The sequence below is a fragment of the Crossiella sp. CA-258035 genome (assembly GCF_030064675.1).
In the GTDB taxonomy this organism is placed as follows: Bacteria; Actinomycetota; Actinomycetes; order Mycobacteriales; family Pseudonocardiaceae; genus Crossiella.
This window is the reverse complement of record NZ_CP116413.1, coordinates 3,646,447-3,668,940: the sequence shown is the minus strand read 5'-3', so window position 1 is coordinate 3,668,940 and position 22,494 is coordinate 3,646,447. Positions and strand designations below refer to the sequence as shown.

General features: G+C 71.2%; 17 protein-coding genes and 1 pseudogene. 8 read left to right on the top strand and 10 right to left on the bottom strand.

The annotated features are described in order from the left end of the window. Nucleotides 1–101 precede the first annotated feature (101 nt). The gene (locus N8J89_RS16865; RefSeq protein WP_283665301.1) at nt 102–2,777 is read left to right on the top strand and encodes an AAA family ATPase; all 2,676 of its coding nucleotides are present in this window, start codon (nt 102–104) and stop codon (nt 2,775–2,777) included. A gap of 254 nt (nt 2,778–3,031) precedes the next feature. On the opposite strand, the gene N8J89_RS41945 is transcribed toward N8J89_RS16865, so the two are convergent. Next, nucleotides 3,032–3,229, bottom strand: coding sequence for a CHRD domain-containing protein (locus tag N8J89_RS41945; protein WP_502868459.1), 198 nt, complete (start codon nt 3,227–3,229; stop codon nt 3,032–3,034). Between the two features lie 66 nt (nt 3,230–3,295). Here N8J89_RS41945 and N8J89_RS16860 point away from each other — a divergent pair, with 66 nt between their 5' ends. From N8J89_RS16860 to N8J89_RS16855, 3 genes are all read left to right on the top strand, one after another. Further along, on the top strand, nt 3,296–4,081 hold the full coding sequence (locus N8J89_RS16860) for a hypothetical protein (protein WP_283665300.1): 786 nt from the start codon (nt 3,296–3,298) through the stop codon (nt 4,079–4,081). Nucleotides 4,082–4,238: 157 nt separating this feature from the next. Further along, nucleotides 4,239–4,676 carry a peptidase inhibitor family I36 protein gene (locus N8J89_RS41940; RefSeq protein WP_502868458.1) on the top strand — a complete coding sequence of 146 codons (438 nt, stop codon included), beginning with the start codon at nt 4,239–4,241 and terminating at the stop codon, nt 4,674–4,676. 83 nt (nt 4,677–4,759) lie between these two features. Then, nucleotides 4,760–5,173: a hypothetical protein gene (locus tag N8J89_RS16855; RefSeq protein ID WP_283665299.1), complete on the top strand. Its 414-nt coding sequence runs from the start codon at nt 4,760–4,762 to the stop codon at nt 5,171–5,173. A 16-nt stretch (nt 5,174–5,189) separates the two neighbouring features. Here N8J89_RS16855 and N8J89_RS16850 read toward each other — a convergent pair. From N8J89_RS16850 to N8J89_RS16825, 7 genes and pseudogenes are all read right to left on the bottom strand, one after another. Next, a pseudogene (locus N8J89_RS16850) lies at nt 5,190–5,385 on the bottom strand (integrase core domain-containing protein); the annotation flags it as partial. Between the two features lie 165 nt (nt 5,386–5,550). Then, the gene (locus N8J89_RS41935; protein WP_502868457.1) at nt 5,551–5,655 is read right to left on the bottom strand and encodes a hypothetical protein; all 105 of its coding nucleotides are present in this window, start codon (nt 5,653–5,655) and stop codon (nt 5,551–5,553) included. Continuing rightward, nucleotides 5,652–6,044 (bottom strand): nuclear transport factor 2 family protein, encoded by a 393-nt coding sequence (locus tag N8J89_RS16845; RefSeq protein WP_283665298.1) that lies wholly within the window; start codon nt 6,042–6,044, stop codon nt 5,652–5,654. Before N8J89_RS16845 ends, N8J89_RS41935 begins: the two co-directional genes overlap by 4 nt. A 201-nt stretch (nt 6,045–6,245) precedes the next feature. Next, nucleotides 6,246–7,046, bottom strand: a complete 801-nt coding sequence (locus N8J89_RS16840) for an ABC transporter permease (protein WP_283665297.1) — start codon at nt 7,044–7,046, stop codon at nt 6,246–6,248. Next, on the bottom strand, nt 7,043–8,008 hold the full coding sequence (locus tag N8J89_RS16835; RefSeq protein ID WP_283665296.1) for an ATP-binding cassette domain-containing protein: 966 nt from the start codon (nt 8,006–8,008) through the stop codon (nt 7,043–7,045). The genes N8J89_RS16840 and N8J89_RS16835 overlap by 4 nt, the downstream gene beginning before the upstream one ends. Before the next feature lie 34 nt (nt 8,009–8,042). Continuing rightward, complete coding sequence (locus tag N8J89_RS16830; RefSeq protein WP_283665295.1) at nt 8,043–8,237, bottom strand: MbtH family protein; 195 nt, start codon at nt 8,235–8,237, stop codon at nt 8,043–8,045. After that, nucleotides 8,234–18,475: a non-ribosomal peptide synthetase gene (locus N8J89_RS16825; RefSeq protein ID WP_283665294.1), complete on the bottom strand. Its 10,242-nt coding sequence runs from the start codon at nt 18,473–18,475 to the stop codon at nt 8,234–8,236. The genes N8J89_RS16830 and N8J89_RS16825 overlap by 4 nt, the downstream gene beginning before the upstream one ends. A 108-nt stretch (nt 18,476–18,583) precedes the next feature. Here N8J89_RS16825 and N8J89_RS16820 point away from each other — a divergent pair, with 108 nt between their 5' ends. The 3 genes from N8J89_RS16820 to N8J89_RS16810 all read left to right on the top strand — a co-directional run bounded on the left by N8J89_RS16820 (nt 18,584) and on the right by N8J89_RS16810 (nt 20,295). Then, nucleotides 18,584–18,811, top strand: a complete 228-nt coding sequence (locus N8J89_RS16820; protein ID WP_283665293.1) for a hypothetical protein — start codon at nt 18,584–18,586, stop codon at nt 18,809–18,811. Between the two features lie 328 nt (nt 18,812–19,139). Beyond that, the gene (locus N8J89_RS16815; RefSeq protein ID WP_283665292.1) at nt 19,140–19,331 is read left to right on the top strand and encodes a hypothetical protein; all 192 of its coding nucleotides are present in this window, start codon (nt 19,140–19,142) and stop codon (nt 19,329–19,331) included. After that, complete coding sequence (locus N8J89_RS16810) at nt 19,318–20,295, top strand: alpha/beta hydrolase family protein (RefSeq protein ID WP_283665291.1); 978 nt, start codon at nt 19,318–19,320, stop codon at nt 20,293–20,295. Before N8J89_RS16815 ends, N8J89_RS16810 begins: the two co-directional genes overlap by 14 nt. Before the next feature lie 490 nt (nt 20,296–20,785). Here N8J89_RS16810 and mihF read toward each other — a convergent pair whose 3' ends face one another. Together mihF and N8J89_RS16800 are read right to left on the bottom strand one after the other, a co-directional pair. Beyond that, on the bottom strand, nt 20,786–21,100 hold the full coding sequence (mihF, locus tag N8J89_RS16805) for an integration host factor, actinobacterial type (protein WP_283665290.1): 315 nt from the start codon (nt 21,098–21,100) through the stop codon (nt 20,786–20,788). Between the two features lie 95 nt (nt 21,101–21,195). Beyond that, entirely contained in the window at nt 21,196–21,420 is a 225-nt protein-coding gene (locus N8J89_RS16800; RefSeq protein ID WP_283665289.1) for a hypothetical protein, read from the bottom strand. Between the two features lie 232 nt (nt 21,421–21,652). Between N8J89_RS16800 and N8J89_RS16795 the strand changes: the two genes are divergently transcribed. Continuing rightward, nucleotides 21,653–22,474 carry an SAM-dependent methyltransferase gene (locus N8J89_RS16795; protein WP_283665288.1) on the top strand — a complete coding sequence of 274 codons (822 nt, stop codon included), beginning with the start codon at nt 21,653–21,655 and terminating at the stop codon, nt 22,472–22,474. Nucleotides 22,475–22,494: the final 20 nt, after the last annotated feature.

Genomic DNA, 22,494 nt, shown 5'->3' with positions numbered 1-22,494 from the left:
GTGCCATGACGGTCCCGTGAACCGGGCCCGCTCGCGTCGGTGACAATCACCTACTTGTGCCGATGTCCTGGTGAGGCGGCGTCCCGCCTAGGGTTCTCACCATGCCCACGGCGTCCCGCTCGCTCGTCGGACGGCACGACGAGATCGCCGTCCTGCTCGCCCTCGGCCGCGCGGCGGAACAGGGCGAGGGTGGCGTGCTCGTGCTCCGCGGCGAACCGGGCATCGGCAAGAGCGCCCTGCTGGAGCACATCGGGCGCGCGAGGCCGGAGCGGTTCCAGGTCATCCGCGCGTCCGGGTCGGAGTTCGAGGGTGAACTGCCGTTCGCCGCGCTGCACCAGTTGTGCCTTCCGGTGCTGGCACGGCTCGACACGCTGTCGGCCCGCTACCGGGACGCCCTCCTGGTCGCCTTCGGACTGGCCGACGGCGCGCCGGATCCGTTCCGCGTCGGCCTCGCCGCGCTCGAACTGCTCGCCTCCGCCGCGGCCGAGCGTCCGATGCTGTGCCTCGTCGATGACGCCCATTGGCTGGACGCCGCCTCGGTGAAGGCGTTGACGTTCCTGGCCAGGCGCGTCGCGGCGGAGCCGATCGCGGTCGTGTTCGCGGCCCGTGACCAGGACGCACTGCGCGGGCTGGACGAACTGCCGGGGCTGACCGTCGGCGGCTTGAGCGACGCGCACGCGCGCGCGTTGCTCGCCGCGGAGAAGACCGGGACGCTCGATGAGCGGGTGCGTGACCGTCTTCTCGCCGAGGCACGCGGAAACCCACTTGCCCTGATCGAGTTGCCGAAGGCGGGCGGCTTCGCGCTGCCGACGCCGTCGCCGGTCGCGAGCCGGATCGAGCAGATCTTCAGGACCAGGGCGGCGGAACTGCCCCCGGAGGCGCGGTTGCTGCTGGTTCTCGCCAGCGCCGATCCCACCGGCGACCCGGGCCTGCTGTGGGCGGCCGCGCGGCGACTGGGCATCGACGTCTCCGCCGCGAGCGCCGCCGCCGAGGCGTCCGGGCTGGTGCGCTTCGACACGCGGGCGCGCTTCTGCCACCCGCTGGCCCGCTCGGCCGTCTACCGTGCGGCCGAGCCGGAGCGCCGCCGCGCGGCACATCGGGCGCTGGCCGAGGCCACCGACCCGGTCACCGCACCGGACCGGCACGCCTGGCACCGTGCGCAGGCCACCACCGGGCCGGACGAACAGGTCGCGGCGGAACTGGAGTCCTCGGCCTCGCGTGCGCAGGCGCGTGGGGGCGTCGCGGCCGCCGCCGCGTTCCTCGAACGCGCGGCCGCGTTGTCGCTCGACCCCGGCAAGCAGACCGAGCGCACGCTCGCGGCCGCGCGGGCGACCCTCAGCGCGGGCCAGGCGGCCGCGGCGGCGGACCTGCTGGCCAGTGTCGGCACCGATGCGCTGGATGATCTCCGGCACGCGTCGGTCGACCTGCTGCGCGGACAGATCGCGTTCGTCCAGGGCGCGGACGGGGTCGTCACGGGACCGGAACTCATCCTGCGGGCGGCGCAGCGGCTCGCCAGCAGTGACCCGCAACGGTCGCGGGAATGCTTCGTGGCGGCGCTGGAGATGGGGCTCGTCGTCGGCCGGGCCGCGGGGGTGATGGACCGGGTGCTCGAGGCGGCCCGCTCGGCGCCGCCGGCATCGGGACCGCCGGATCTCCTCGACGCGCTGGTGCTGTTGAGCACCGAAGGACACCATGCCGGGGTGCCAGCGCTTCGGCGGGTGCTCACCGGCGAGGACGCCGACTGGACCCGGGTGCCCGCGCTGGCCTCGGTGCTCGCGGGCGAGCTGTGGGACATCGACCTGCACACGGCTGTCGTCGACTGGCTGGTGCGGACCGGGCAGGACACGGGATCACCGATGACCATCCGGCTCGGCCTGTCGCAGGCGGCGTTGTCCGCGGTGCTCACCGGCGACTTCGGCCGGGCGATCGCCGCGATCGCCGAGGAGGAGGCCATCGCCGACGCCCTCGGCGTCCTGCCGCAGCTCTACCCGAGAGTGCACCTGGCGGCGATGCGTGGCCACCGCCAGGAGGTGCTCGACCTCTTCGCCGAGGTGATGAGCCGGGGCACCGGCCAGCTGACCGCGAACGCCCACTGGGCGAAAGCCGTGCTGCACAACGGCCTTGGCGACTACCCGGCCGCGCTGGCGGCGGCCACCCGAGCCGTGGCGGGCGGCGACCTCTTCCTCACCGGCTTCGCGCTTCCCGAGCTGGTGGAGGCCGCGGTCCGGTGCGGCGAGCACGCCGTCGCGCGGTCGGCGCTGGAGTCCCTGGCCGAGCGCACGGAACCCGCGGGAACCAGTTTCGCCCTCGGCGTGGCGGCAGGCACGCGGGCGCTGGTCAGTGACGTGGAAGACGACCACCGGGAAGCACTCGAGCACCTGAAGGGCAGCCCGCTGGCACTGCACCTGGCGCGAACGCACCTGCGGTACGGGGAGTGGCTCCGACGTGCGGGCCGGCGCCGCGAGGCACGCGAACACCTGCGCACCGCGCACGAACAGCTGTCGGAGATCGGACTGGAGGCTTTCGCCCGGCGGGCCGCGGACGAGCTGCGCGCGACCGGGGAAGTGGCGCGCAGCCGCTCCGAGCACACCTACGACCGGCTGACCATGCAGGAGACCCACATCGCGCGCCAGGTCGCGGCGGGCGCGACGTCGAAAGAGGTGGCCACGCGCCTGTTCCTCAGCCCCCGCACGGTCGATGCCCACCTGCGCAACATCTTCCGCAAGCTCGGTGTCACCTCGCGCAGACAGCTCAGGGACCTGCCCGACCTCAGGTAAGGCGGACCAGGTGACTCACGAACCTGCCGCTCCGGTCCTAGGTACGTGAACGGAGCGCCCCGGTGCGTGTGGCAGCTGCACACGGAGGTGTCCTCGTGGCCGGACCGGCAACCCGACATCACGGCAACGACGGGCGACCGTCCAGTTCGGACGGACAGCACCTTCCGCCAGCGCGGCCGACCGGACGTCTGCCACAAACCGCGGGGCCCGGTGGTTCCCCAGACCGGGCGGGAACCGCCGGACCTCTTACCGGGTCAGCGTCGCAGCTGACCCCGTACCGCGCCGGCCGGGTATTCCGCGTTGTGCACGTTGACGTAGAACTGGCTCGGTGAGCGCCTCAGCTCACGGGCCAGGCCCGGGTCGACGTCGGTGCACGTGCGGCCGCTGCTGCGGAAAGCAGACCACTTGGGTCCTGCTGAATGCCCCGTACCGAGCACAGTGACTACACCCATCGGGGGGCGGGTTGATCTAGCAGGCGCTGCCATACTGTCGCTCTCGAACCGTGAGGTGGGGGCACCATGGGTAACGAGACGGCCAGAACCGGACGCAGGGGTCGGGTGGCCAAGGCTCCCGAAGGTGCTGAACCGGCGGCGGTATTCGCCCGGCAGTTGTGGGAACTCAAGCAATGCGCAGGGGATCCGTCCTACGCCGCGATGCGTCAGGATCATGGCGCGCTGGCCTCGACGTCAGCGTTGTCGGCGGCGGCGCGTGGCGCGCGGTTGCCTTCATGGGAGACGACGTGGGAGTTTGTCCGATCGCTGGCGGTCGGCGTACTCGGTCAGGATGAGCAGCGGGTTCACGCGCATTGGCGACAGCGGTGGGAGCAGGCGGCCGCCGCGGTTGTGGCCCCGGCCGAGGTCCTGCCCCAAGCTGTGGTTCTGGCGCAGGCCGAGCCCATGGAAGGCCCCGCGGTGTCACCGTGGATCAGACAGCGCGGATGGTACTTGCTGGGTGCGGTCGTCGTGATCGGCGTGCTGTTGGTCGTCGCGCTGTGGCCGCGGGTGGAACGACCGGGGCCTGCCACCATCGCGGAGCCGTGCGAGGCGGCGTGGCTGTGTCTGTACCGGAACATCGGCTATGAAGACATGAATTTCCGGACCCAGCGGCAGAACACGTGCTGGCGCCTTGCCGACTACCATCTGCAGGACGCGGTCTTTTCCTACGACAACAACCTGCCGGTCGTGGGCCGCTTCTATGACTCAGCGAAAACTGATATCGGAAACATTCGCGCCGGTGACAGCAGTCAGGACAGTTCGGCGCTACCCGGCGCATACTGGTTCTGCACCGGCTCCGCCAGGCCGTAACGTGATCGTCCTGAGCCGCAAGTTAAAGCGCTGACCTGCGAAGATGCCGCGATTTGACTATAGTTGAAACTGAATCCAGAAGTGCTCTTCCCTCGATGCCGCACTGCTTCTACGGTTGCCCGATCGACAAGGAAGAACCTGGTTCACGCTGCACGCCATGGAAGGCGGCTACAGTATGCGTATATTCAGAGTTTTTTGCGGCGCGCTCGCACTCGTCGCGTGGGTCACCCTCGCTCCTTCAATCTCCGCTCACGCTGCACCCTCGAGGGACGATGGAACTATCTCGATCACCGGGTATGAGGGTTGCCCAAGAGGTTACTTCTGTACATGGGAAGGCCGCGATGGAGCAGGAAAAGGGTTAGCAAATCCTAGGTCAATTCCCAATCTTCACGAGATCAAGGAAAGCGATGGTAGCGACTGGGGCGACAGGATTCGTTCAGTCTGGAATCGAACCAATCAGGTGTGGTGCACCTTTATTGACATCAAATACGAAGGGGGTGTGTGGCCGGTTGGCAATTGGCAAGGGAACACCTGGAAGTACGGCCGTGAATTGAACATCAGCTCCTTCCGGCTGGGCCTGTGTCCGTCCAGGTAGCTATGCTCGCGGTCTCAGTCCGCGAGCGTCTGGGATAGAACCTTTGCCACCAAAAAAGATTGCGACAGCACAAGGGGTGGAGAATGAAGCAAAAGATCCGAGCTGGTGTCACTTTAGTGTTGAGCATGGCCGTGTCGATGGCGGCGACAGCCGGAATAGCATCGGCCGCAAACAAGGTGAACGTGAGTGCTAATGACGGATCTGGCACGGCAACTGCCACGGCGTGGGGAATGTTCCGCGGGGCAATGACCGGGCAACTCAAGTCGACGGGCGGAAAAAAGGTATACATTGAGGGCCTGATTGTTTTCGATGGCAACACCGATCAGAACTGCGGCAGGATGACAGGGGACGTGACGTCGACATCACTGGTCAACGTCAGCGGGGACTGCGCAGTCAACCCACAGGTCGGGCGACCAAGTGGCATGAAGTTCCGGGTTTGCACCAATCGCTCTGGGCTGCCGGACCCGTGTGGCTCCTGGAGCGCGAAAAGTTCCTGACCTTGAGTGGTTAGGCCTATCGCCTTACCAGCTTAGGCACACGGTTTGCCGGGGGTAGGCCTTCTGAGCGCGGTGTGGCCGCGGTGGTGATTGTAGGTGTGCAGCCACCGCGGCAGCGCTTTACGGCGTTCGATTTCGGAGTCGTTGGGGCGGGCGTAGGCCCACTCGTCGAGCAGGGTGCGGTTGAACCGCCCGACCTTGCCGTTGGTCTTGCTTCCCACAGCAGCGGGTGCGGCTGGGACAGGCGATCGCGGACAAGGCCTCTACCCAGCCTCCACCGCACGCCCCGCTCACCCGAGATGCTGATGAGGCATCACCTACCGTCGGCTCAGCAGCGGTTCAGAATGTCGAATCTGCTTACTCCTGATCTGGCGCGGCTAGAGCGCTCGCAACCCTCGCAGTTCCCGGGCCATGAACTCCCACGACGGCGCGGCTGCGATTCCTGGGCTGTAGCAGGTGTGCAGCAGGTCAAGCTCGATCATGTCGGCGAGGATGACCTTGGTCGCGCCCAGTGGGAGCCGGGTTTCCGCAGCCACTTCGCGACGGCCGCATCGTCTCCGTTGATGCCTATAGCGATCAAGCCACGATCGCCCGCCAACTCGATGCCCGGCCCCCGGCCGGTTCCTGCGTCGAACGCTTCGGCTGGATCGTGCTCAACTTTCGTGCTGGACGTCAGTTGCGCCGCAGGGGATGAACGGCGGCCCACTGTTCCTGAAACCCGAACAAGATCGACGCCCTTGGCTTGCACGCGTGCACCGTTGGGGCGCAAGCCTTGGCAGCGGCCAGGGACGGCGAAGGTCACCTTCACCCGCCAGCGGCAGGTGGCGAGATCACCTTCGGCGGTGACGTGCTCGAAGTACGTCTTCGCCACAGCCGCTGTGGCGGCGGTCTGCTCCTTCCGCCCTCTTGTCGTCCAGCCTGCGCACTCGCACGTGGGCGGGGCGCGCGGCGCCTCGCCCACGTGCGGCCGCGCTCAGAAGATGATGTTGATGTTGGTGATCAACGTGACCAGGGACTGGAAGAAGGTCATGGGGTCCTCCTCTCTGGGCTCGAGGCGGTCTGGGTTCCGCGGTCAGCGCCGGGCCAGCCGCCGGTAGCGGGACAGGGCCAAGGGCATGAACACCGCGATGAGGGCCAGCGCGGACAGCACCGCGTAGGCCGTGGCGTGCTGGGCGGGCCAGCCGCTGGGCTGGGGCAGTCCCGGTGGCACCGGGTTGCCGAACAGCTCGCGGCTGGCGGTGGCGATCGCGGAGACCGGGTTCCACTCGGCGAGCGCGCGCAGCGGTGCTGGCATGGCGGCGGCGGAGACGAACGCGGTGGAGATCAGCGTGGTGGGGAACAGCCAGATCAGGCCCGCGCTCTGGGCCACCTCCACGCTGCGCGCGGTCAGCGCGATGGTCGCGCCGATCCAGGAGGTGGCGAAGGCGAAGAGCAGGATCAGGGCGTAGGCGGCGACGGCGTCGAGCAGGCTGCCCCGGATCCGCCAGCCGATGAGCAGGCCGCACAGCGAGGTCACCGTCAAGGTCAGGATGCTGATGGCCAGGTCGGAGGTGGTGCGGCCGAGCACGAGCGCGAGCCGGGACATGGGCAGCGAGCGGAAGCGGTCCACCACGCCCTTCTGCAGGTCGTTGGCCAGTCCGATGGTGGTGAAGGAGGCGTTGAAGGTCACCGCCTGGGCGAAGATGCCGCCCATCAGGAACTCGCGGTAGCCGTCGCCACCGAGGCTGCCGCCGAAGACGTAGGCGAACAGCAGCACGAACATCAGCGGCTGCACGGTCGCGGCGAGCAGCGCGCCGGGGTTGCGCCGCAGGTTGAGCAGGTTGCGCCAGGTGAGCACGGAGCTGTCCCTGGCTGCCATGGTCAGCGTGGTCATCGCGCACCACTTCCCGCGGGTTCCGGCGAGGTGCTGCCCGGGTGTCCGGTGAGGGTGAGGAAGACGTCGTCGAGGGTGGGGCGCTGCACCGACAGGTCGGTGATGTCAATGTGCTCGGCGTCGAGCAGGCGCAGTGCCGCCTTCATCGCCTCGGCGCCGTTGGTCACCGGCACGCTCACCTTGCGCTCGACGGGTTCGGCCCAGGCTTGGCCTGCGCCGACCGTGTCCAGGATGCGCGTGGTGGCCGGCAGGTCGTGGTGGTCGGCGACGACGACGGTGAGCCGGTTCTGCCCGGCACGGGCCTTCAGCGCTTCGGCGGTGCCGGTGGCGATCACCCGGCCCTGGTCCAGCACCGCGATGCGGTCGGCCATCTCGTCGGCCTCGGCGAGGTACTGGGTGGTGAGCAGGACGGTGGTGCCCTCGGCCACCAGTTCGCCCACCACGGCCCAGGTGTCCTGACGGCTGCGCGGGTCCAGCCCGGTGGTCGGCTCGTCGAGCACCACCACCGGAGGTGCGCCGACGAAGGCGCCGGCCAGGTCCAGCCTGCGGCGCATGCCGCCGGAGTAGCTCTTGGCCACGTTGTTCGCGGCGGTGGTGAGCCGGAAGCGCTCCAGCAGCTCATCCGCGCGGCGGCGGGCCACCTTGCGGCGCATGCCGTAGAGCAGGCCGACCATGAGCAGGTTCTCCCGGCCGGTGAGGTTGTCGTCCACGGCGGCGTACTGCCCGGACAGGCCGATGGCCCGCCGCACGCCCTGCGGGTCGGTCCGCACGTCGTGCCCGGCGACCCGGACGGTTCCGGAGTCCGCGCGCAGCAGGGTGGTCAGGACCCGGACCGTGGTGGTCTTGCCCGCCCCGTTGGGCCCGAGCAGGCCGAAAACCTGGCCCCTGGGCACGGTGAGGTCGACACCGGCCAGCGCTGTGGTGGCGCCGAAGGACTTGCGCAGGTCCTTGACGTGGATCATGGGTTCGTCCTGGTGTGGTGTCATCGTCCCGTGTTCACTCGCTCCGCTGCGGGCGGATGTCGGTCCAGTGCTCGTTGACGTAGTCGAGGCACCTCGTGCGGCCCGCCGGGCCGAAGGCCACCGACCAGCCGGCGGGCACGGGGGCGAACTCGGGCCACAGGCTGTGCTGGCCCGCGGTGTTGGTCAGCACCAGGAAGGTGGCGTCGGTGTCGTCGAACGGGTTGGTCACTTGCTCGCTCCCCAAGGTCGCGGTGCTGGGCGCGCCGCCAGTTCGTCCAGCGCGGCGGTGAGCACCGGGGCGAACTGGCGGAGCGGTTCGGGTTGCAGGAGTTGCACGTGGGTGCAGTCGACGGGGTGATCGCTGATCTCGCCGTCGATGAGGGGCCGCCAGGACGCCAGCCGGGGTGAGTCCTCGTCCCGGCCCTGGGTGGCGGTGAAGAACCGGAGGTCGCCGCGGAAGACCCCGGGCTGGAAGGAGCGCATCAGGCGGCCCTGGTTGGCGAAGACCTCCACCATGCCGAGCAGGGTCGCCTCCGGCAGGCTGCCGAGCGGGCTGCCGTGCTGGCACAACCGTTTCCTGGCCTGGGTGACGGTGATCGGCTCGCTGTCCTCGGCGAAGCCGAGGGCGCCCAGCAGTGCGCCGAGCACCACCTCGGGGGCGGCATACTCCAGGTCGCCCACGGGGATCGTGGGGTAGGCGTCCAGGATGGCCAGCAGCGACACCTCGTGGCCGTCCGCCTGCAACTGCACGGCGACCTCGTGGGCCAGGTTCCCGCCGAAGGACCAGCCCAGGAGCTGGTAGGGGCCCTGCGGCTGCACCTGGCGGATGTGCCGCACGTACTCCCCCGCCATCTCCTCGATGCTGGCGGGCAGTTGCCGGTCACCGGCGAGGGTGCGGGCCTGCAGGGCGTAGAGGGGCTGTTCGGGGTGCAAGTGGTGCAGCAGGGCGGAGTAGCCCCAGCCGAGGCCGCCTGCCGGGTGCACGCAGAACAGCGGATGGCGGCTGCCGGTGACGCGCAGGGGCAGCAGCACCTCCAGCGAGTCGCCCTCGGCGCCGGAGTCGATCCGCTCGGCCAGCCCGGCCGGGGTCGGCGCCTCGAACAGCGTCCGGATCGGCAGCTGGACGCCCAGCGCGGCGCGGACCCGGCCGATGAGGCGGGTGGCCAGCAAGGAGTGCCCGCCCAGCTCGAAGAAGCTGTCGGTGACGCCGACGGCCTCCAGGCCGAGCACATCGGCGAAGATCCGGCAGAGCAGGCTCTCCCGCGGTCCGCTCGGCGGCCGCACCGGTGAGCCGGCGGCGAGCCTGGGCTCGGGCAGCGCCGCGGTGTCGAGTTTCCCGTTGGGGGTCAAGGGCAGTTCGGTGATCGGGACGAACGCCGAGGGCACCATGTAGTCCGGCAGCGTGGCCAGCGCGTGCTCGCGCAGCACCGCCCGCTCGGCCGTGCGGCCGGGTTCGGGCACCACGTAGGCGATGAGCCGGTGCGCGCCGTCGGCGGCGGCGTGCACTGTCGCCACGGCCTGCGCGACGGCGGGGTGGCTGGTCAGTGCCGAGGTCACCTCGGCCAGTTCCACCCGGAAGCCGCGCACCTTGACCTGGTCGTCGGTGCGGCCGACGAACTGCAGTTGGCCGCGGCGGTTCCAGCGCACCAGGTCTCCGGTGCGGTACATGCGCTGCGGGGACTGGGCGAACGGGTCGGCGACGAACCGGTCCGCGGTCAGGTCAGGCCGTCCGTGGTAACCGCGCGCCACCCCGGTGCCGGCCAGGTACAGCTCGCCGGTCACCCCGGTCGGCACCGGGGTCAGCGCCTGGTCCAGGACGTAGGCGCGGGTGTTGGTGACCGGGCGGCCGATCACCGGTCGCGGGGAGTCCGCGACGACCGCCACCACAGAGTCCACTGTGGACTCCGTGGGGCCGTAGAAGTTGTAGGCCAGCAGGCCGGGCACCGCGCGCAGCGCGGCCCACAGCGCGGCCGGGACCGCCTCGCCGCCGACCGCGATCACGCCGGGTTGGTGCTCGCCGGCCTCGAACAGGCCGTTGTCCAGCAGCGCCCGCAGGTAGGACGGGGTGGTCTCGATGGAGTTCACGCCCTCCTTGCGCAGGTAGCTCACCAGTGCCTCCGGGTCGCGCCGGGTGTGCTCGTCGACCAGGTGCAGTTCGTGGCCGTCCAGCATCCACAGCAGCGGGTCCCAGGCGGCGTCGAAGGACAGCGCGGCGGTCAGCGCGACCCGCAGCCGGGCGTGGCCCGCGGCGCGGGTGGCCGGGCCGAAGAGCTGGTCCTGGTGGTTGACCAGCAGGTTGGTCAGGGACCGGTGCTCGACCACCACACCCTTGGGACGCCCGGTGGAGCCGGAGGTGTAGATGACGTAGGCGGCGTCGTCCAGGCCGAGCGGCCGCACCCGGTCGGCATCGCGCAGGTCCTCGCCCGGCCGCGCGGCCAGCTCGGCGCGGATCCGCTCCTCGTCCAGCAGCAGGACCGGCAGGCCCTCCGGCGCGGTGTCCCGGTGCGCCAGCACCAGTGCGGGGCGGCCGTCGGCGAGCAGGTAGGCGATGCGCTCCGCGGGGTAGCTCGCATCCACCGGCAGGTAGGCCGCGCCCGCCTTGAGCACGGCCAGCAACGCGATCACGGTGTCCAGCGAGCGCGGCAGCAGCACCGCGACCCGGTCCTCCGGGCCGATCCCGGCGGTCACCAGGTGGCGCGCCAGCTGGTTGGCCTTGGCGTTGAGGGCCTCGGCGCTGATCTGCCCGCCGCCTGCCACCAGCGCGATCGCGTCCCCGGCCGAGCGGTGCACGTGGTCCTCGAAGATCTCCACCACGGTGCGGCTGGGCAGCCCCCGCCCGGTGGCGTTCCACTCGCGCAGGACCTGGCCGCGTTCACCGGGGGCCAGCACGTCCAGTTCGGCCACCGGCCGGTCGGGGTGGGCCAGCGCCGCGGCGAGCAGGTGCCCGAGCCGGTCGGCGAGCGCACGCGCGGCGGCGGCATCCAGCAGATCGCCGCGGTACTCCAGCGTGCCGGAGATGCCGTCCGGGTCGCCGTCTGCGCTCCAGTGCTCCCGCAGGCTCAGCGACAGGTCGAACTTGGCGCCGCCGGTGTGCACCGGCTCGATCTCAGCGCGCAGACCGGGCAGGTCGAGATCCGCGCCGGGGGTGTTGAGCAGGGTGAGCATCACCTGGAACAGCGGGTGCCTGCTCAGGCTGCGGACCGGTCGCAGGTCCTCCACCAGCCGGTCGAAGGGCACGTCCTGGTTGTCGTAGGCGGCCAGCGACCGCTCCCGCACCCGGTCCAGGACGGTGCGGAAGCTCGGGCGGCCGGACAGGTCGGCGCGCAGCACCAGGGTGTTGACGAAGAAGCCCACCAGGTCGGTCAGCGCCTCGTCGGTGCGGCCGGCGACCGGGGTGCCGATGGGGATGTCGGTGCCCGCGCCGAGCCGGTGCAGCAGGGTGGCCAGGGCGGCGTGCAGCACCATGAACGTGCTGGCTCCGGTGCCACTGGCCAAGGCGCGGATCGCGGCGTGCGTGGCCGGGTCCAGGGCCAGCGGCAGGGTGTCCGCGGTGGCCTGCTCGGACCGACGGCCCTCGCCGGGCAGCCGCAGTTCCTCGGGCAGGTCCGCCAGCTCAGCGCGCCAGAACTCCAGCTGCCTGCTCAGCAACGCGCCGGGATCGCCGTCCAGGCCGAGCAGATCACGTTGCCAGAGCGCGTAATCGGCGTACTGCACCGGCAGATCGGTCCACTGTGGACTGCTTCCGCTGCTGCGGGCGGTGTAGGCCGTGGCGAGGTCGCGGGTCAGTGGCAGCGTGGACCAGCCGTCGCCTGCGATGTGGTGCAGGACGACCACCAGCAGGTGTTCCTCTTCGCCCAGGTGCAGCAGGTGCGCGCGCAGCGGCAGCTCGGCGGTCAGGTCGAAGGGCCGGGCGGCCAGTGCCGCGGCCAGCGCGCCGGCCTCCTCGGTGACGGTCGAGGTGACCGGCAGGTCGAGGCGGGTCGCTTGCTTGGCCAGGATCTCCTGGCGGGGCAGGCCGTCGGTCTCCGGGAAGACGGTGCGCAAGGACTCGTGCCGCCAGAGCAGGTCGCCCAGCGCGCCGCGCAGGGCGTCCTGGTCGAGCCGTCCGGTCAGGCGCACCTGGAAGGCGATGTGGTAGGCCGGGTTCGCGCCCTCCAGCTGGTTGAGGAACCACAGCCGGTGCTGGGCCGGGGACAGCGGCACCACCGGTGGCCGGGTGCTCGCGCGCAGCGCGGTCCGGCCGGGCCGCGCGGTGCCGAGCACGGTGGCCAGCCGGGCTGGGGTGGGGTGGTCGAACAGTGCGCGGACGGGCAGTTCCACGGCCAGTTCGGCCCGGACCCGGCTGATGAGGCGGGTGGCGAGCAGGGAATGCCCGCCGAGGCTGAAGAAGTCGTCCTCGGCACCGACCTCCGGCAGGTCGAGCACGGCGGCGAAGGCCGTGCACAGCGCCCGTTCGACGTCGTTGGCCGGGGCCCGGCCGCTGCCGGGTGCGGCGGGCTCGATCGCGGGCAGCGCGCGCTGGTCGAGCTTGCCGTGCGGGGTCAGCGGCAGGTGCGGCAGTTCCCGCAGCGCGCTGGGCCTGCCGGGTTCGGGCAGGTGCTCGGCCAGGTACGCGCGCAGCTCCCCTGCGGTGACGGTGTGCCCGGCGCGGGTGACGTAGTACAGCGCCAGGGTCTGCGCGCGGACCACGGCGGCGGCCTCGGCGACCGCGGGGTGGCTGCGCGCGGCCGAGGCGACCTCGCCGAGTTCCAGGCGCACACCGCGCACCTTGACCTGGTCGTCGGCGCGGCCGTGGAAGGTCAGCTCGCCGTGCTCGGTCCAGCGGACCAGGTCACCGGTGCGGTAGAGCCTGCCCGGCCCGAACGGGTTGGCCACGAACCGCTGCGCGGTCAGCGCGGGCTCGTCGTGGTAGCCGCGCGCCACACCCGCGCCGACCAGGTACAGCTCGCCGGTGACCCCTGGCGGCACCGGTCGCAGGTTCGCATCCAGCACGTGGGCGCGGGTGTTGGCCACCGGCCGGCCGAGGACCGGGGTGCGGGTGCCGGACAGCCGGGCGGTGACGGCGTCGACGGTGCATTCGGTGGGGCCGTAGAAGTTGTGGGCCGCCAGCCAGGGCAGGGCGCCCAGGTCCCGCCACAGCGCTTCGGGGACGGCTTCGCCGCCGAGGGCCAGCACGCTCGGGTAGTGGTCCTCGCCGCTGAGCAAGCCGTGCTCGCACAGCTGGGTGAGGAAGGAGGGGGTGGTCTCCACGAAGTCCACCTGCCGGGCGCGCAGGGCCGCCACGAGTGCCTCGGGGTCGCGGCGCAGGTCGTCGTCGACCACGTGCAGTTCGTGGCCGTCGAGCAGCCACAGCAGCGGGTCCAGGGCCGCGTCGAAGGTCAGCGCCGCGGTCAGCGCCACTAGCAGCCGCCTGCCCAGCCGGGCCTGTGCGGGGCCGAAGAGGTGTTCCCGGTGGGAGTGCAGCAGGTTGGCCAGGCTGTGGTGTTCCACCAGCACGCCTTTGGGGCGGCCGGTGGAGCCGGAGGTGTGGATGAGGTAGGCGGCGTCGCCGGGACGGGCGTGGGCCAGCAGCCGCTCGCCGGAGAGCGCGGCCAGTTGCCGCCGGGTGCCGGGCTCGTCCAGCCTCAGCAGCACCTGCTCGGCCACCAGGCCGTCCAGCGCGGCGCCCTCGGTGAGCACGCGGTGCGGCCGGGCGGCCGCCAGCAGCGCGCGCAGCCGGGCGGACGGGTGCCCGGTGTCCACCGGCAGGTAAGTGGCGCCTGCGGCGAGCACGGCGAGCTGGGCCACCACCGCCTCGGCGGTGCGGGGCAGGGCGACCGCGACGACCTGGTCGGCCTGCACGCCGGTGCGCAGCAGCAGCCGCGCCAACCGGTGCACGGCCTCACCCAGCTCGGCAAAAGTCAGCGAGCGGGTGGCGTCGGAGACCGCGATCGCCTCGGGCCAGCGGCGCACCTGTTCCTGGAACGCCTCGACCACCGTGCCTTCGGGCACCGGGCGGTCGGTGCTGTTCCACGCGGCCAGTTCGGCCGGATCGGCCAGTGGGTGGGTGAACACCGGCTCGTCCGGCTCGGCCAGCAGCGCGGTGAGCAGGTCGGTGAACTGGCGGGCCACGCGGCGCGCGGTGGCGTGGCCGAGCGCGCCGGAGTGGTACTCCAGGGCGCCGGTCAGCGCGCCGTCGGCATCCGGGCCGAGGTCGAGCAGCAGGTCGAACTTGGCCCCACCCGGCCGCACCGGCTCCACCTCGGTGCGCAGCCCCGGCAGGTGCAGCTCGGGCCGCGGTGTGCCGCGCAGGTTGAGCAGCACCTGGAACAGCGGGTGCGCACCCGCGGCGCGATCGGGGCGCAGTTGTTCGACCAGGCGGTCGAAGGGCAGGTCCTGGTGCCCGTAGGCGGCCAGGTCCCGGGCGCGCACCCGGGCCAGCAGCTGCCGGAAGGTGGGTCTGCCGGAGAGGTCGGTGCGCAGTACCAGGGTGTTGACGAAGCAGCCGACCAGCTCGCTCACCGCCTCCTCGGTGCGACCGGCGACCGGGGTGCCGACCACGATGTCGGTGCCCGCGCCGAGGCGGTGCAGCAGGGCGGCGAACGCCGCGTGCACGACGATGAACGGGGTGGCCTGTGCCTGTTCGGCGAGGGCGCTCAGGCGCTGGACGGCCTGGGCGGGCACGTGCACCGGCACTTCGCCTGGCTCGCCGGGTTCGCGGCGCACCGGGAAGATCGGTGACACCTCGGGTGCGCCGCTCAGTTCGGTGCGCCAGAACTCGAGCTGGCGGCCCAGTTCGCTGTCCGGGTCGCTCACCTGGCCGAGCCGGTCACGCTGCCAGAGCGCGTAGTCGGCGTACTGCACCGGAAGTTCAGTCCACTGTGGACAGACTCCCGCGGTGCGGGCGGTGTAGGCGGTGGCGAGGTCGCGGGCCAGCGGCGCGGTGGACCAGCCGTCCCCGGCGATGTGGTGCAGCACGAGCACCAGGGCGTGCCGTCGCGTGGACTCGGCCAGCAGGCTGGCCCGCAGCGGGAGGTCGGCGCGCAGGTCGAACGGCCGGTCCACCAGCTCGCGCACCGTCGGCGCGCGGTCGCCGGTGTGGACCGGCAGTTCCACCTCGCGCGCGGGCAGCACCCGCTGCCTCGGCCGGCCACCGTGCTCGGGGAAGACGGTGCGCAGGGTCTCGTGCCGGGTCACCACGTCGGTGAGCGCGGCGCGCAGGGCCGCGATGTCGAGCTCACCGTCCAGGCGCAGCACCACCGGCATGTGGTAGCCGGTGTCAGCGGGGTCGAGCCGGTTGAGGAACCACAGGCCCAGCTGGGCGGGCGCCAACGGAACCTCCTCCGGCCGGGATCGCCGGATGAGCGGGGGGCCCTGATCGGTCACGTCCTCCAGTGCCCGGGCCAGTGCGCCCGGAGTGGGGTGCTCGAACAGCGTGCGCAGCGGGAGCTGCACCGACAGGGCGGCACGCACCCGGTTGACCAGCCGGGCGGCCAGTAGCGAGTGCCCGCCGAGGGCGAAGAAGTCGTCGTCGACCCCGACCAGCGGCACCTTGAGCGCCTCGGCGAACATGCCGCACAGCAGCGCCTCCCGAGGGGTTCGGGGTTCACCGCCACTGCCGGTGCCCGAGGTGCCGGGCTCGGGCAGGGCGGCGAGGTCGAGCTTGCCGTTGGGGGTCAGCGGCAGCTGGCCGAGCGTGACGTAGGTGGCCGGCACCAGGTGCTCGGGCAGCAGCCCCAGCAGGTGTTCCCGGAGTTCTCCGCCGCGCGCGGCCTCTCCGCAGGGCACGACGTAGGCGACCAGCCGGGCTCGATCCCCCTCGCCGCGGACCACGACGGCCGCGCGGCGCACGGAGGCGTGCCGGTGCAGGGCGGCGGTGATCTCACCCGGCTCGATCCGGGCACCCCGCACCTTCACCTGCTCGTCACCTCGGCCGACGTAGGCCAGCACGCCGCCAGGCTCACGCCGCACCAGGTCGCCGGTCCGGTACATGCGCTCACCCGCGCAGGCGAAGGGACAGGCCACAAAACGCTCAGCGGTCAGATCCGGCCGGTCGAGGTAGCCGTCAGCGAGCCCGGAGCCGGCCAGGTACAGCTCCCCCACCACGCCAGGGGCGACCGGGCGCAGCGCGGAGTCCAGCACGTAGGCACCGGTGCCGCGCACCGCCCGGCCGATCACCGGGGCGGGGTGCTCGGCCAGGCGCGCGGTCACCGAGTCCACGGTGCACTCGGTGGGGCCGTACAGGTTGATGCTGTCCACCCCGCGCAGGGCGCGCAGGCTGTGCCACAGCTCGGTGTCCACGGGCTCACCGCCGAGTGCGACCAGCCGGGGTCCCGAGCCTCCGTCGCGGTACAGGCCCGCGGCCAGCAATCCCCGGAACAAGGACGGGGTGGTCTCGATGACGTCGACCCGCTGCTCCACCAGCCACGGGACCAGCGCCTCGGGGTCGCGGCGGGTCAGCTCGTCCGGCAGCAGCAGCTCGTGCCCGGCGAACATCCACAGCACCGGGTCCCAGGACGCGTCGAAGGACAGCGCGGCCGACAGGGCGACCCGCCACTGCTCGCCCTCGGCCTGGGTGAACAGCGTGGCCCGGTGGTGCAGGTACAGGTTGACCAGAGCGCCGTGGCTGACCACCACGCCCTTGGGCAGGCCGGTCGAGCCCGAGGTGTGCAGGACGTAGGCGGCATCGGCCGGAGCCGGGACGCGCCGGTCGTCGTCGGTCAGCTCCTCCGCCGGGACCGAGGCGAGCCGCTCCCGCGTGCCGGGGTCGTCCAGGACGAGCGCGGCCGGATGCCCAGGGGCGTTGGCCCGGTCGGTGACCACCAGGCGGGGGCGCGCAGTGCTCAGCAGGTGCTGGATCCGATGCCGCGGGTAGGAGGTGTCGACCGGCAGGTAGACCGCTCCGGCTTCCAGCACCGCGGCGATGGCCACCACCGAGGCGGCCGAGCGCTCCAGCAGGACCGCGACGTGGTTCCCGGGGCGCACCCCCTCGGCCAGCAGCACCCGTGCCAGGCGCAGTGCTTGGGCCCGCAGCTCCCCGAAGGTCAGGTGCTCGGCCCCGGAGCGCACCGCGACCCGCTCGGGGGTGCGGGTGGCCTGCTCACGCAACAGGTCTGCCGCGGTGCGGGAGTCGGTGGGTCGCTCCCACTCGGGCAGCGCCTCGGCCAGGTCGTCCCCGGCCAGCAGGTCCAGGTGGGCCAGCGGCCGGTCGGGCTGGGCGAGCAGCCCCCGCAGCAGGCGCAGGAAGCGGTCCAGGTGCCCGGACAGCTCGGCCTCGTCGTAGCGGTCCGGGTTCGCGTCGAAGTGGATCACGGCACCCTCGCCCGCGGCACCGGGGTGCACGACCACCGTGAGATCGTCGATCGGGCCCATCGCCAGGTTGTGCACGGTCGCGGTGGCATCACCGAGGACCAGCTCCGCATGGAAGGCCATGATGTTGACTGCGGGACCGTGCAGAGGGCCGGTGTCCCCGGCCGCGGCCAGCGCACGCCGGAGGTCCTCAACGCGGAAGCGCTGGTGCCGCAACGCGACCCTGGCCTCACTAGCGGCCTGGCGAACCAGCTCCCGGCCGCTGACCTGACGGCTCAGCCGCAGGCGCAGCGGCACCACGTTGGAGACCACACCCGGCGTGCGGCGCAGCAGCGGCGTGCGGCGTGCGGTGACCGGGAAGCCCAGCACGACGTCGGTGTGGCCGAGGGTGCGGTGGACGTACCCGGCGACCGAGGCCAGTACCACCGAGGTCCAGGCCGTGCCCACCGACTTGCCGACTTCCCGCAGGCCGTCCAGTTCCCCGGCGGTCAACCGGGCAGTGGCCCGGCGCACCGCGCTCGCCAGCGGCACCGCCCGCTCGCTGAGACTGAGCATGTCGGCACGGCCACGCAGGTACTCGCTCCAGCGGCGGCTGTCCTGTTCGAACTCGGCGGACTGCCGGTACCGCTCGTCCTCGGCGAGCAGCTCGGCCACCGTGCCGAACTCCGCCTCGGCCGGTCGCTCCTGCCGCAGTGCCGCGGTGTAGTGCTCGGCGATGCGGTGCAGCAGCAGAGCGGCGCCCGCACCGTCGGACAGGATGTGGTGCACGCGCTGGAAGCAGTGGTAGCGGCCCTCGCCGAGCCGGATGAGCGCGACGTCGAGCAAGCGGCCGGACAGCAGGTCGACCGGCGTGGCGAGCTGCTCGCGCATCCACGCCAGGGAGGCCGCCCCCGGGTCGGGCGCGCCGCTGAGGTCGAGCAGGCCGGTCGTGCCGGGCACCTCGGCCCGCACGGACTGGCGCGGCTCGCCGTCCAGCAGCGCGAAGGACACGCGCAGCGTCTCCGCTTCGACGATCGCCCGCCGCACTGAGCCGAGAAACAGTTCCTCGTCCACCGCTCCCGTGATGTCCAGGTAGGAGCTGATGGTGAAGACGGGGTTCGCCGGGTCGAGTTCCTGAGCGAACCACAAGCCCGACTGGGCAGCGGAAAGCGGCAGGAAAGAACTGTGCACTCGTGTCACGACAACACCTTCGGGTCCGGTCTCGGCGTTTCTGGCATGCCCGGCGACCGCGGCCCGACATGCCCAGACACGGAGGGTTCGCCGCTCACCCAGACGTGGTTCGCCACCGTGATCGACAACACATTTGCGATGGTCACGTTTACTCACCGCAATTTATCTTCGTTGCAGCTCAACGCATCGAGGGCATGCGGCACACCACAGTGGACGATCGTCCCCACCCTCGAAACGGGGGCCTCATTCGCGCGGCGCGCGCTGGTGAACCTTTTCCTAGATCAGCCGATCCAGGTCGCGTTCTGGTGCGAACACAGGAAGTCACACTTCCGCGAAACGGGGTAGGCCGCCTTGCTGACCCTCGCGCGCACCGAGGTCACCGCTCCCTGCCGCGCTCGGCCCTGCTTCGCCATCCCGGGCCAGGTGCGGAGCGTCAGCCTGGTGACGCTGTTCGAGTCACTGCTGGTGTCCGTGCTCGGCCTACGGCAGGACGGGATGCGGCGGGCCGGGGTCCACCAGCAACATCAGCACCGGCACCGAGGTCCTGTCACTGATCTTCGCCCTCGGCGTGGCCACTCTCCTGCTTGTCCTCGCCTCGGCCAGACGCCGGGTCGCCGAGTGGGTTCGGGCATGTCGTCAGCACCGGCGCGGGCTCCGCGTCGCCGCGGGCGTGGTGAGGATCGCGCTAGCCGTCGACCTGGCGTTCAACCTGCCGCAACTGCTCCAGCACCAAGTCCCCGGCTACCCCAGCGACCTCCAGGCCCAGGTCCACAACTCCGAACTCGTCAACGGCGAACCCGCCGGCACCATCACCGGCTCGCGACGCCACACGGAGGTCCTCACCGCCTCGGATGCCTGGTCGTGAGCCCGCGGTGACCCTGCTGGCCCATGCCCTCACGCTGGTCGTGCTCGCCGCGACCGCACCGGCCCTGCTGCCCTCGCCGAACCGGGCGTGCTGGGCGGTACGGTCGGCGGCCGGTGGGCTGGCTCCTCAACTGGCGGTGCTGGCCGGGTTCAGCGCGGGACTGCAAGTGGTGTCCGCGCACCAGGACCCGGCGCACATCGTCGCTGCCACCGCAGCGGTGCTGTGCGCCGACTACTGGCGGCGGGTACGGCGTCGTCAACTCGTGCGGGCGGCCGAGCTCGGCGTGCCGCTGGACAGTTGGAGGCGAAGCCGACCGCCAACCGGGATCGCCGCGTCCAGTCTCCGCCCGATCGTCCTCCTGGTGCCCGGTGACACCAGGGGCAGCGGGCCTGAACAGGTGCAGCGCTACGCGAGCTGGCTCAGCGAGCACGGCTACGTCACCGTCTGCCTGCCCCGCCTCCCCCGGACCAACCCGTTGCGCACGGTGCAGGAGGTGCTCTCCTGGCTGCACTGGGCGCGAGCCAACGCCTGCGCGCTGGGTGCGGACCCAGACCGGATCGCACTGCTGGGCTGTTCTCGCGGCGCCGAGCTCGTGCTGTGGGCCGCAGGGTTGCCCACGGCGCCGGCCGTGCGCGCGGTACTCGCCCTGCACCCGATGCTGGGCCTGCCCCTGCTGCACCGCACTTTGTTGAACACCCGCACAACCTCGCCCCGCGCGCCGGACCCGCACGGGGCGGACAACCCGCCGCACGCGGTGTTCCTGGCCGCCGGAGAACGCGACCAGTTCGTGCCGCTACCGGAGGTGCACGGCTACGCCCAGGAACTGCTCAGCCGGTCGACGGAACACCGCGTCGTGCTGCTGCCGGATGCCGATCACTGCGTGGACCGGGTGTGGCAGGGTCTTCCCGCCAGGATCCTGCGGCATACGCTGCTGGAGTTCTTGCGTCGCCACCTGAACCCGTAAGAAGGGACAGCAGTGGAGTTCGCTGGGCTGGGCCCTGCCGGGCGACAACTCCGTGCCGGTTTCCGAGAGGTCAGCGTCACCAAGAACGAAACCCGTTTTCCCACAGGGGAAACGGGTAACAGGTTCCCTCGCTGCCGACGGGGCAAGAGCAGACCCGCGTGGGCGGCGCCAGATATCCCCACCGCCCGACCGTCGCACTCACCGTCGCAGAGTCCGCAGTCGTCAGTCCACTGTGGACTAAATGACCGCCGTCACCCAGGTACCCCAAGACGTGCGCGCCACCGAGTTGCGGGCGGCCTCCGAACGGTTCGGCGCGGCGATCGACGCCTACTCCGAGGCGGCCCGCGGCGACGTCGACATCGCCGCGGGGCGGGCGCAGCACCGAGTCGATCAAGTGCACCGTGACCTATGCCGGTCGCTGAACCCCCGCCTCCGGGGCGGGTCGCGGCCGATTCCGGAGGCCAGCCCGGCTCGCCACAGGGACTTTCCCTCAGTTGCCCAGCACAGTGTTCAGACCGCTTCGCTGCTTCTCACCCAGCCCGCCCAGCCGCCGGTTGTCCGGGATCTCCAGGTTGGCCATGATCTTTCCGGCACGGACCGGGCCGACGCCGGGCAGCGAGCGGAGCACTTCGGCGACCCGCAGTTTGCGCACCTGTTCGTCGGTGGCACACCGCGTCAGCAGTTCGGCCAGAGTCGTCTCACCGCCCTTGAGGCTCGCCTTGATCTTGGCGCGGGCCGCACGGGCCTCTGCGGCCTTGGCCAGGGCCTGCTCGCGTTGCTCGGCGGTCAGCTGGGGCAGTGGCACAAGTGTCTCCTCGTTCCGGATGCCGACAGTTCCGGACACTGTGCCGCACCCTCGCCGGCTTGGCCGGAATGACGCGCTGAGGCCGCCCCGGCTCCTCAATAGTTGTCGCCTACCCAGCGCCACGCACGGGCACAGGAGCGACACCGTGCGACATCATCGGGAAATGCATCAGACTGGCGAGTCTCGAGCCACTGCGCCTCGTCTTGCCAGCGCTCGGCTCGGAACGAGGCGACGCGGCTCAGAGTGGCAACCGGCAGGTTTTGTCGCAGGTTCGCCAACTGTGGCGCGATGAGGGCCAGTCCCTCGTCGAGGTCGTCCACGACCAGCCAAGCTAGGCACAACACAACACACATTCCGCACCTAGCCATGATCTTCACCCCACCGAGCGATCCCCTGCTCGCGGACTGGGCAGAGTCCCGGCGGCTGCGCGGCCGACCGTCGGAATCACTGACAGCGCAGCACGATCCGGGGGAATCACCCACTCAACTGTCACCCGCCCGGCCTATCAAGCAGACCTGAGCGGGAAGGGTGGAACCGATATCGTGCTCAGGCATGAGCCCTGTGTCCGAGCAGCCCAGCTGGGTGCCCGCTGGTGTGGATATCAATACGCCCAGTTCCGCTCGCATCTACGACTGCCTGCTCGGCGGCGCGCACAACTTCGCCGCGGACCGCCAGATGGCTCAGCGATTCGCCGCCGCGCTGCCCGGCGCCCCCGAGATCGCGAAGCTCAACCGCTCCTTCCTGCGCCGGGCCGTGCTGTTCATGGTCGAGCAGGGCATCCGGCAGTTCCTGGATATCGGCTCGGGGATTCCCACCGTCGGCAACGTGCACGAGATCGCCCAGGAGGTTGATCCGGCCATCCGGGCCGTCTACGTCGACCGCGATCCGGTCGCGGCCAGCCACAGCCAACACCTGTTGCGGGGCAACGAGAACGTCGCCGCGATCAAACAGGACCTGCGCAACCCGGAGGAGATCTTCGACGACCCGCGGGTGCGTGCCCTACTCGACTTCGAGCAGCCGCTCGGGCTGCTGCTGGTCGGCGTGCTGCACTTCATCGCCCCCGCCGATCAGCCAGCCGCTCTGCTGGACCGCTACCGCCAGCGTCTCGCCCCTGGCAGCTATCTTGCGCTGTCCCACTTCACCGCGGACTCACGGCCGGCGGAGATGGCGGCCATGGTGGAGGTCATGAGGAAGAGCTCGGACCCGATCCACCCACGAGATCGCGCGGAGTTCACCTCGTTCTTCGACGGCTTCGAGCTCCTCAAGCCAGGTGTCGTACCGACCGCGGACTGGCGCCCGGCCGGGCCCCGTGGCGCTGACGGTCCGGAGCGGGAGCAGATCTTCGCGGGTGTCGCCCGCAAACCGGGCGTGTAGCGGGTCGTGCGGTGCGCGGC

Bases quoted from the DNA above. Each gene is read 5' to 3' on its own strand.
- N8J89_RS16865 (WP_283665301.1), top strand. From the start codon at position 102: ATGCCCACGGCGTCCCGCTCGCTCGTCGGACGGCACGACGAGATCGCC.
- N8J89_RS41945 (WP_502868459.1), bottom strand. From the start codon at position 3,229: ATGGGTGTAGTCACTGTGCTCGGTACGGGGCATTCAGCAGGACCCAAG.
- N8J89_RS16860 (WP_283665300.1), top strand. From the start codon at position 3,296: ATGGGTAACGAGACGGCCAGAACCGGACGCAGGGGTCGGGTGGCCAAG.
- N8J89_RS41940 (WP_502868458.1), top strand. From the start codon at position 4,239: ATGGAAGGCGGCTACAGTATGCGTATATTCAGAGTTTTTTGCGGCGCG.
- N8J89_RS16855 (WP_283665299.1), top strand. From the start codon at position 4,760: ATGAAGCAAAAGATCCGAGCTGGTGTCACTTTAGTGTTGAGCATGGCC.
- N8J89_RS41935 (WP_502868457.1), bottom strand. From the start codon at position 5,655: ATGATCGAGCTTGACCTGCTGCACACCTGCTACAGCCCAGGAATCGCA.
- N8J89_RS16840 (WP_283665297.1), bottom strand. From the start codon at position 7,046: ATGACCACGCTGACCATGGCAGCCAGGGACAGCTCCGTGCTCACCTGG.
- N8J89_RS16835 (WP_283665296.1), bottom strand. From the start codon at position 8,008: ATGATCCACGTCAAGGACCTGCGCAAGTCCTTCGGCGCCACCACAGCG.
- N8J89_RS16810 (WP_283665291.1), top strand. From the start codon at position 19,318: ATGCCTGGTCGTGAGCCCGCGGTGACCCTGCTGGCCCATGCCCTCACG.
- N8J89_RS16795 (WP_283665288.1), top strand. From the start codon at position 21,653: ATGAGCCCTGTGTCCGAGCAGCCCAGCTGGGTGCCCGCTGGTGTGGAT.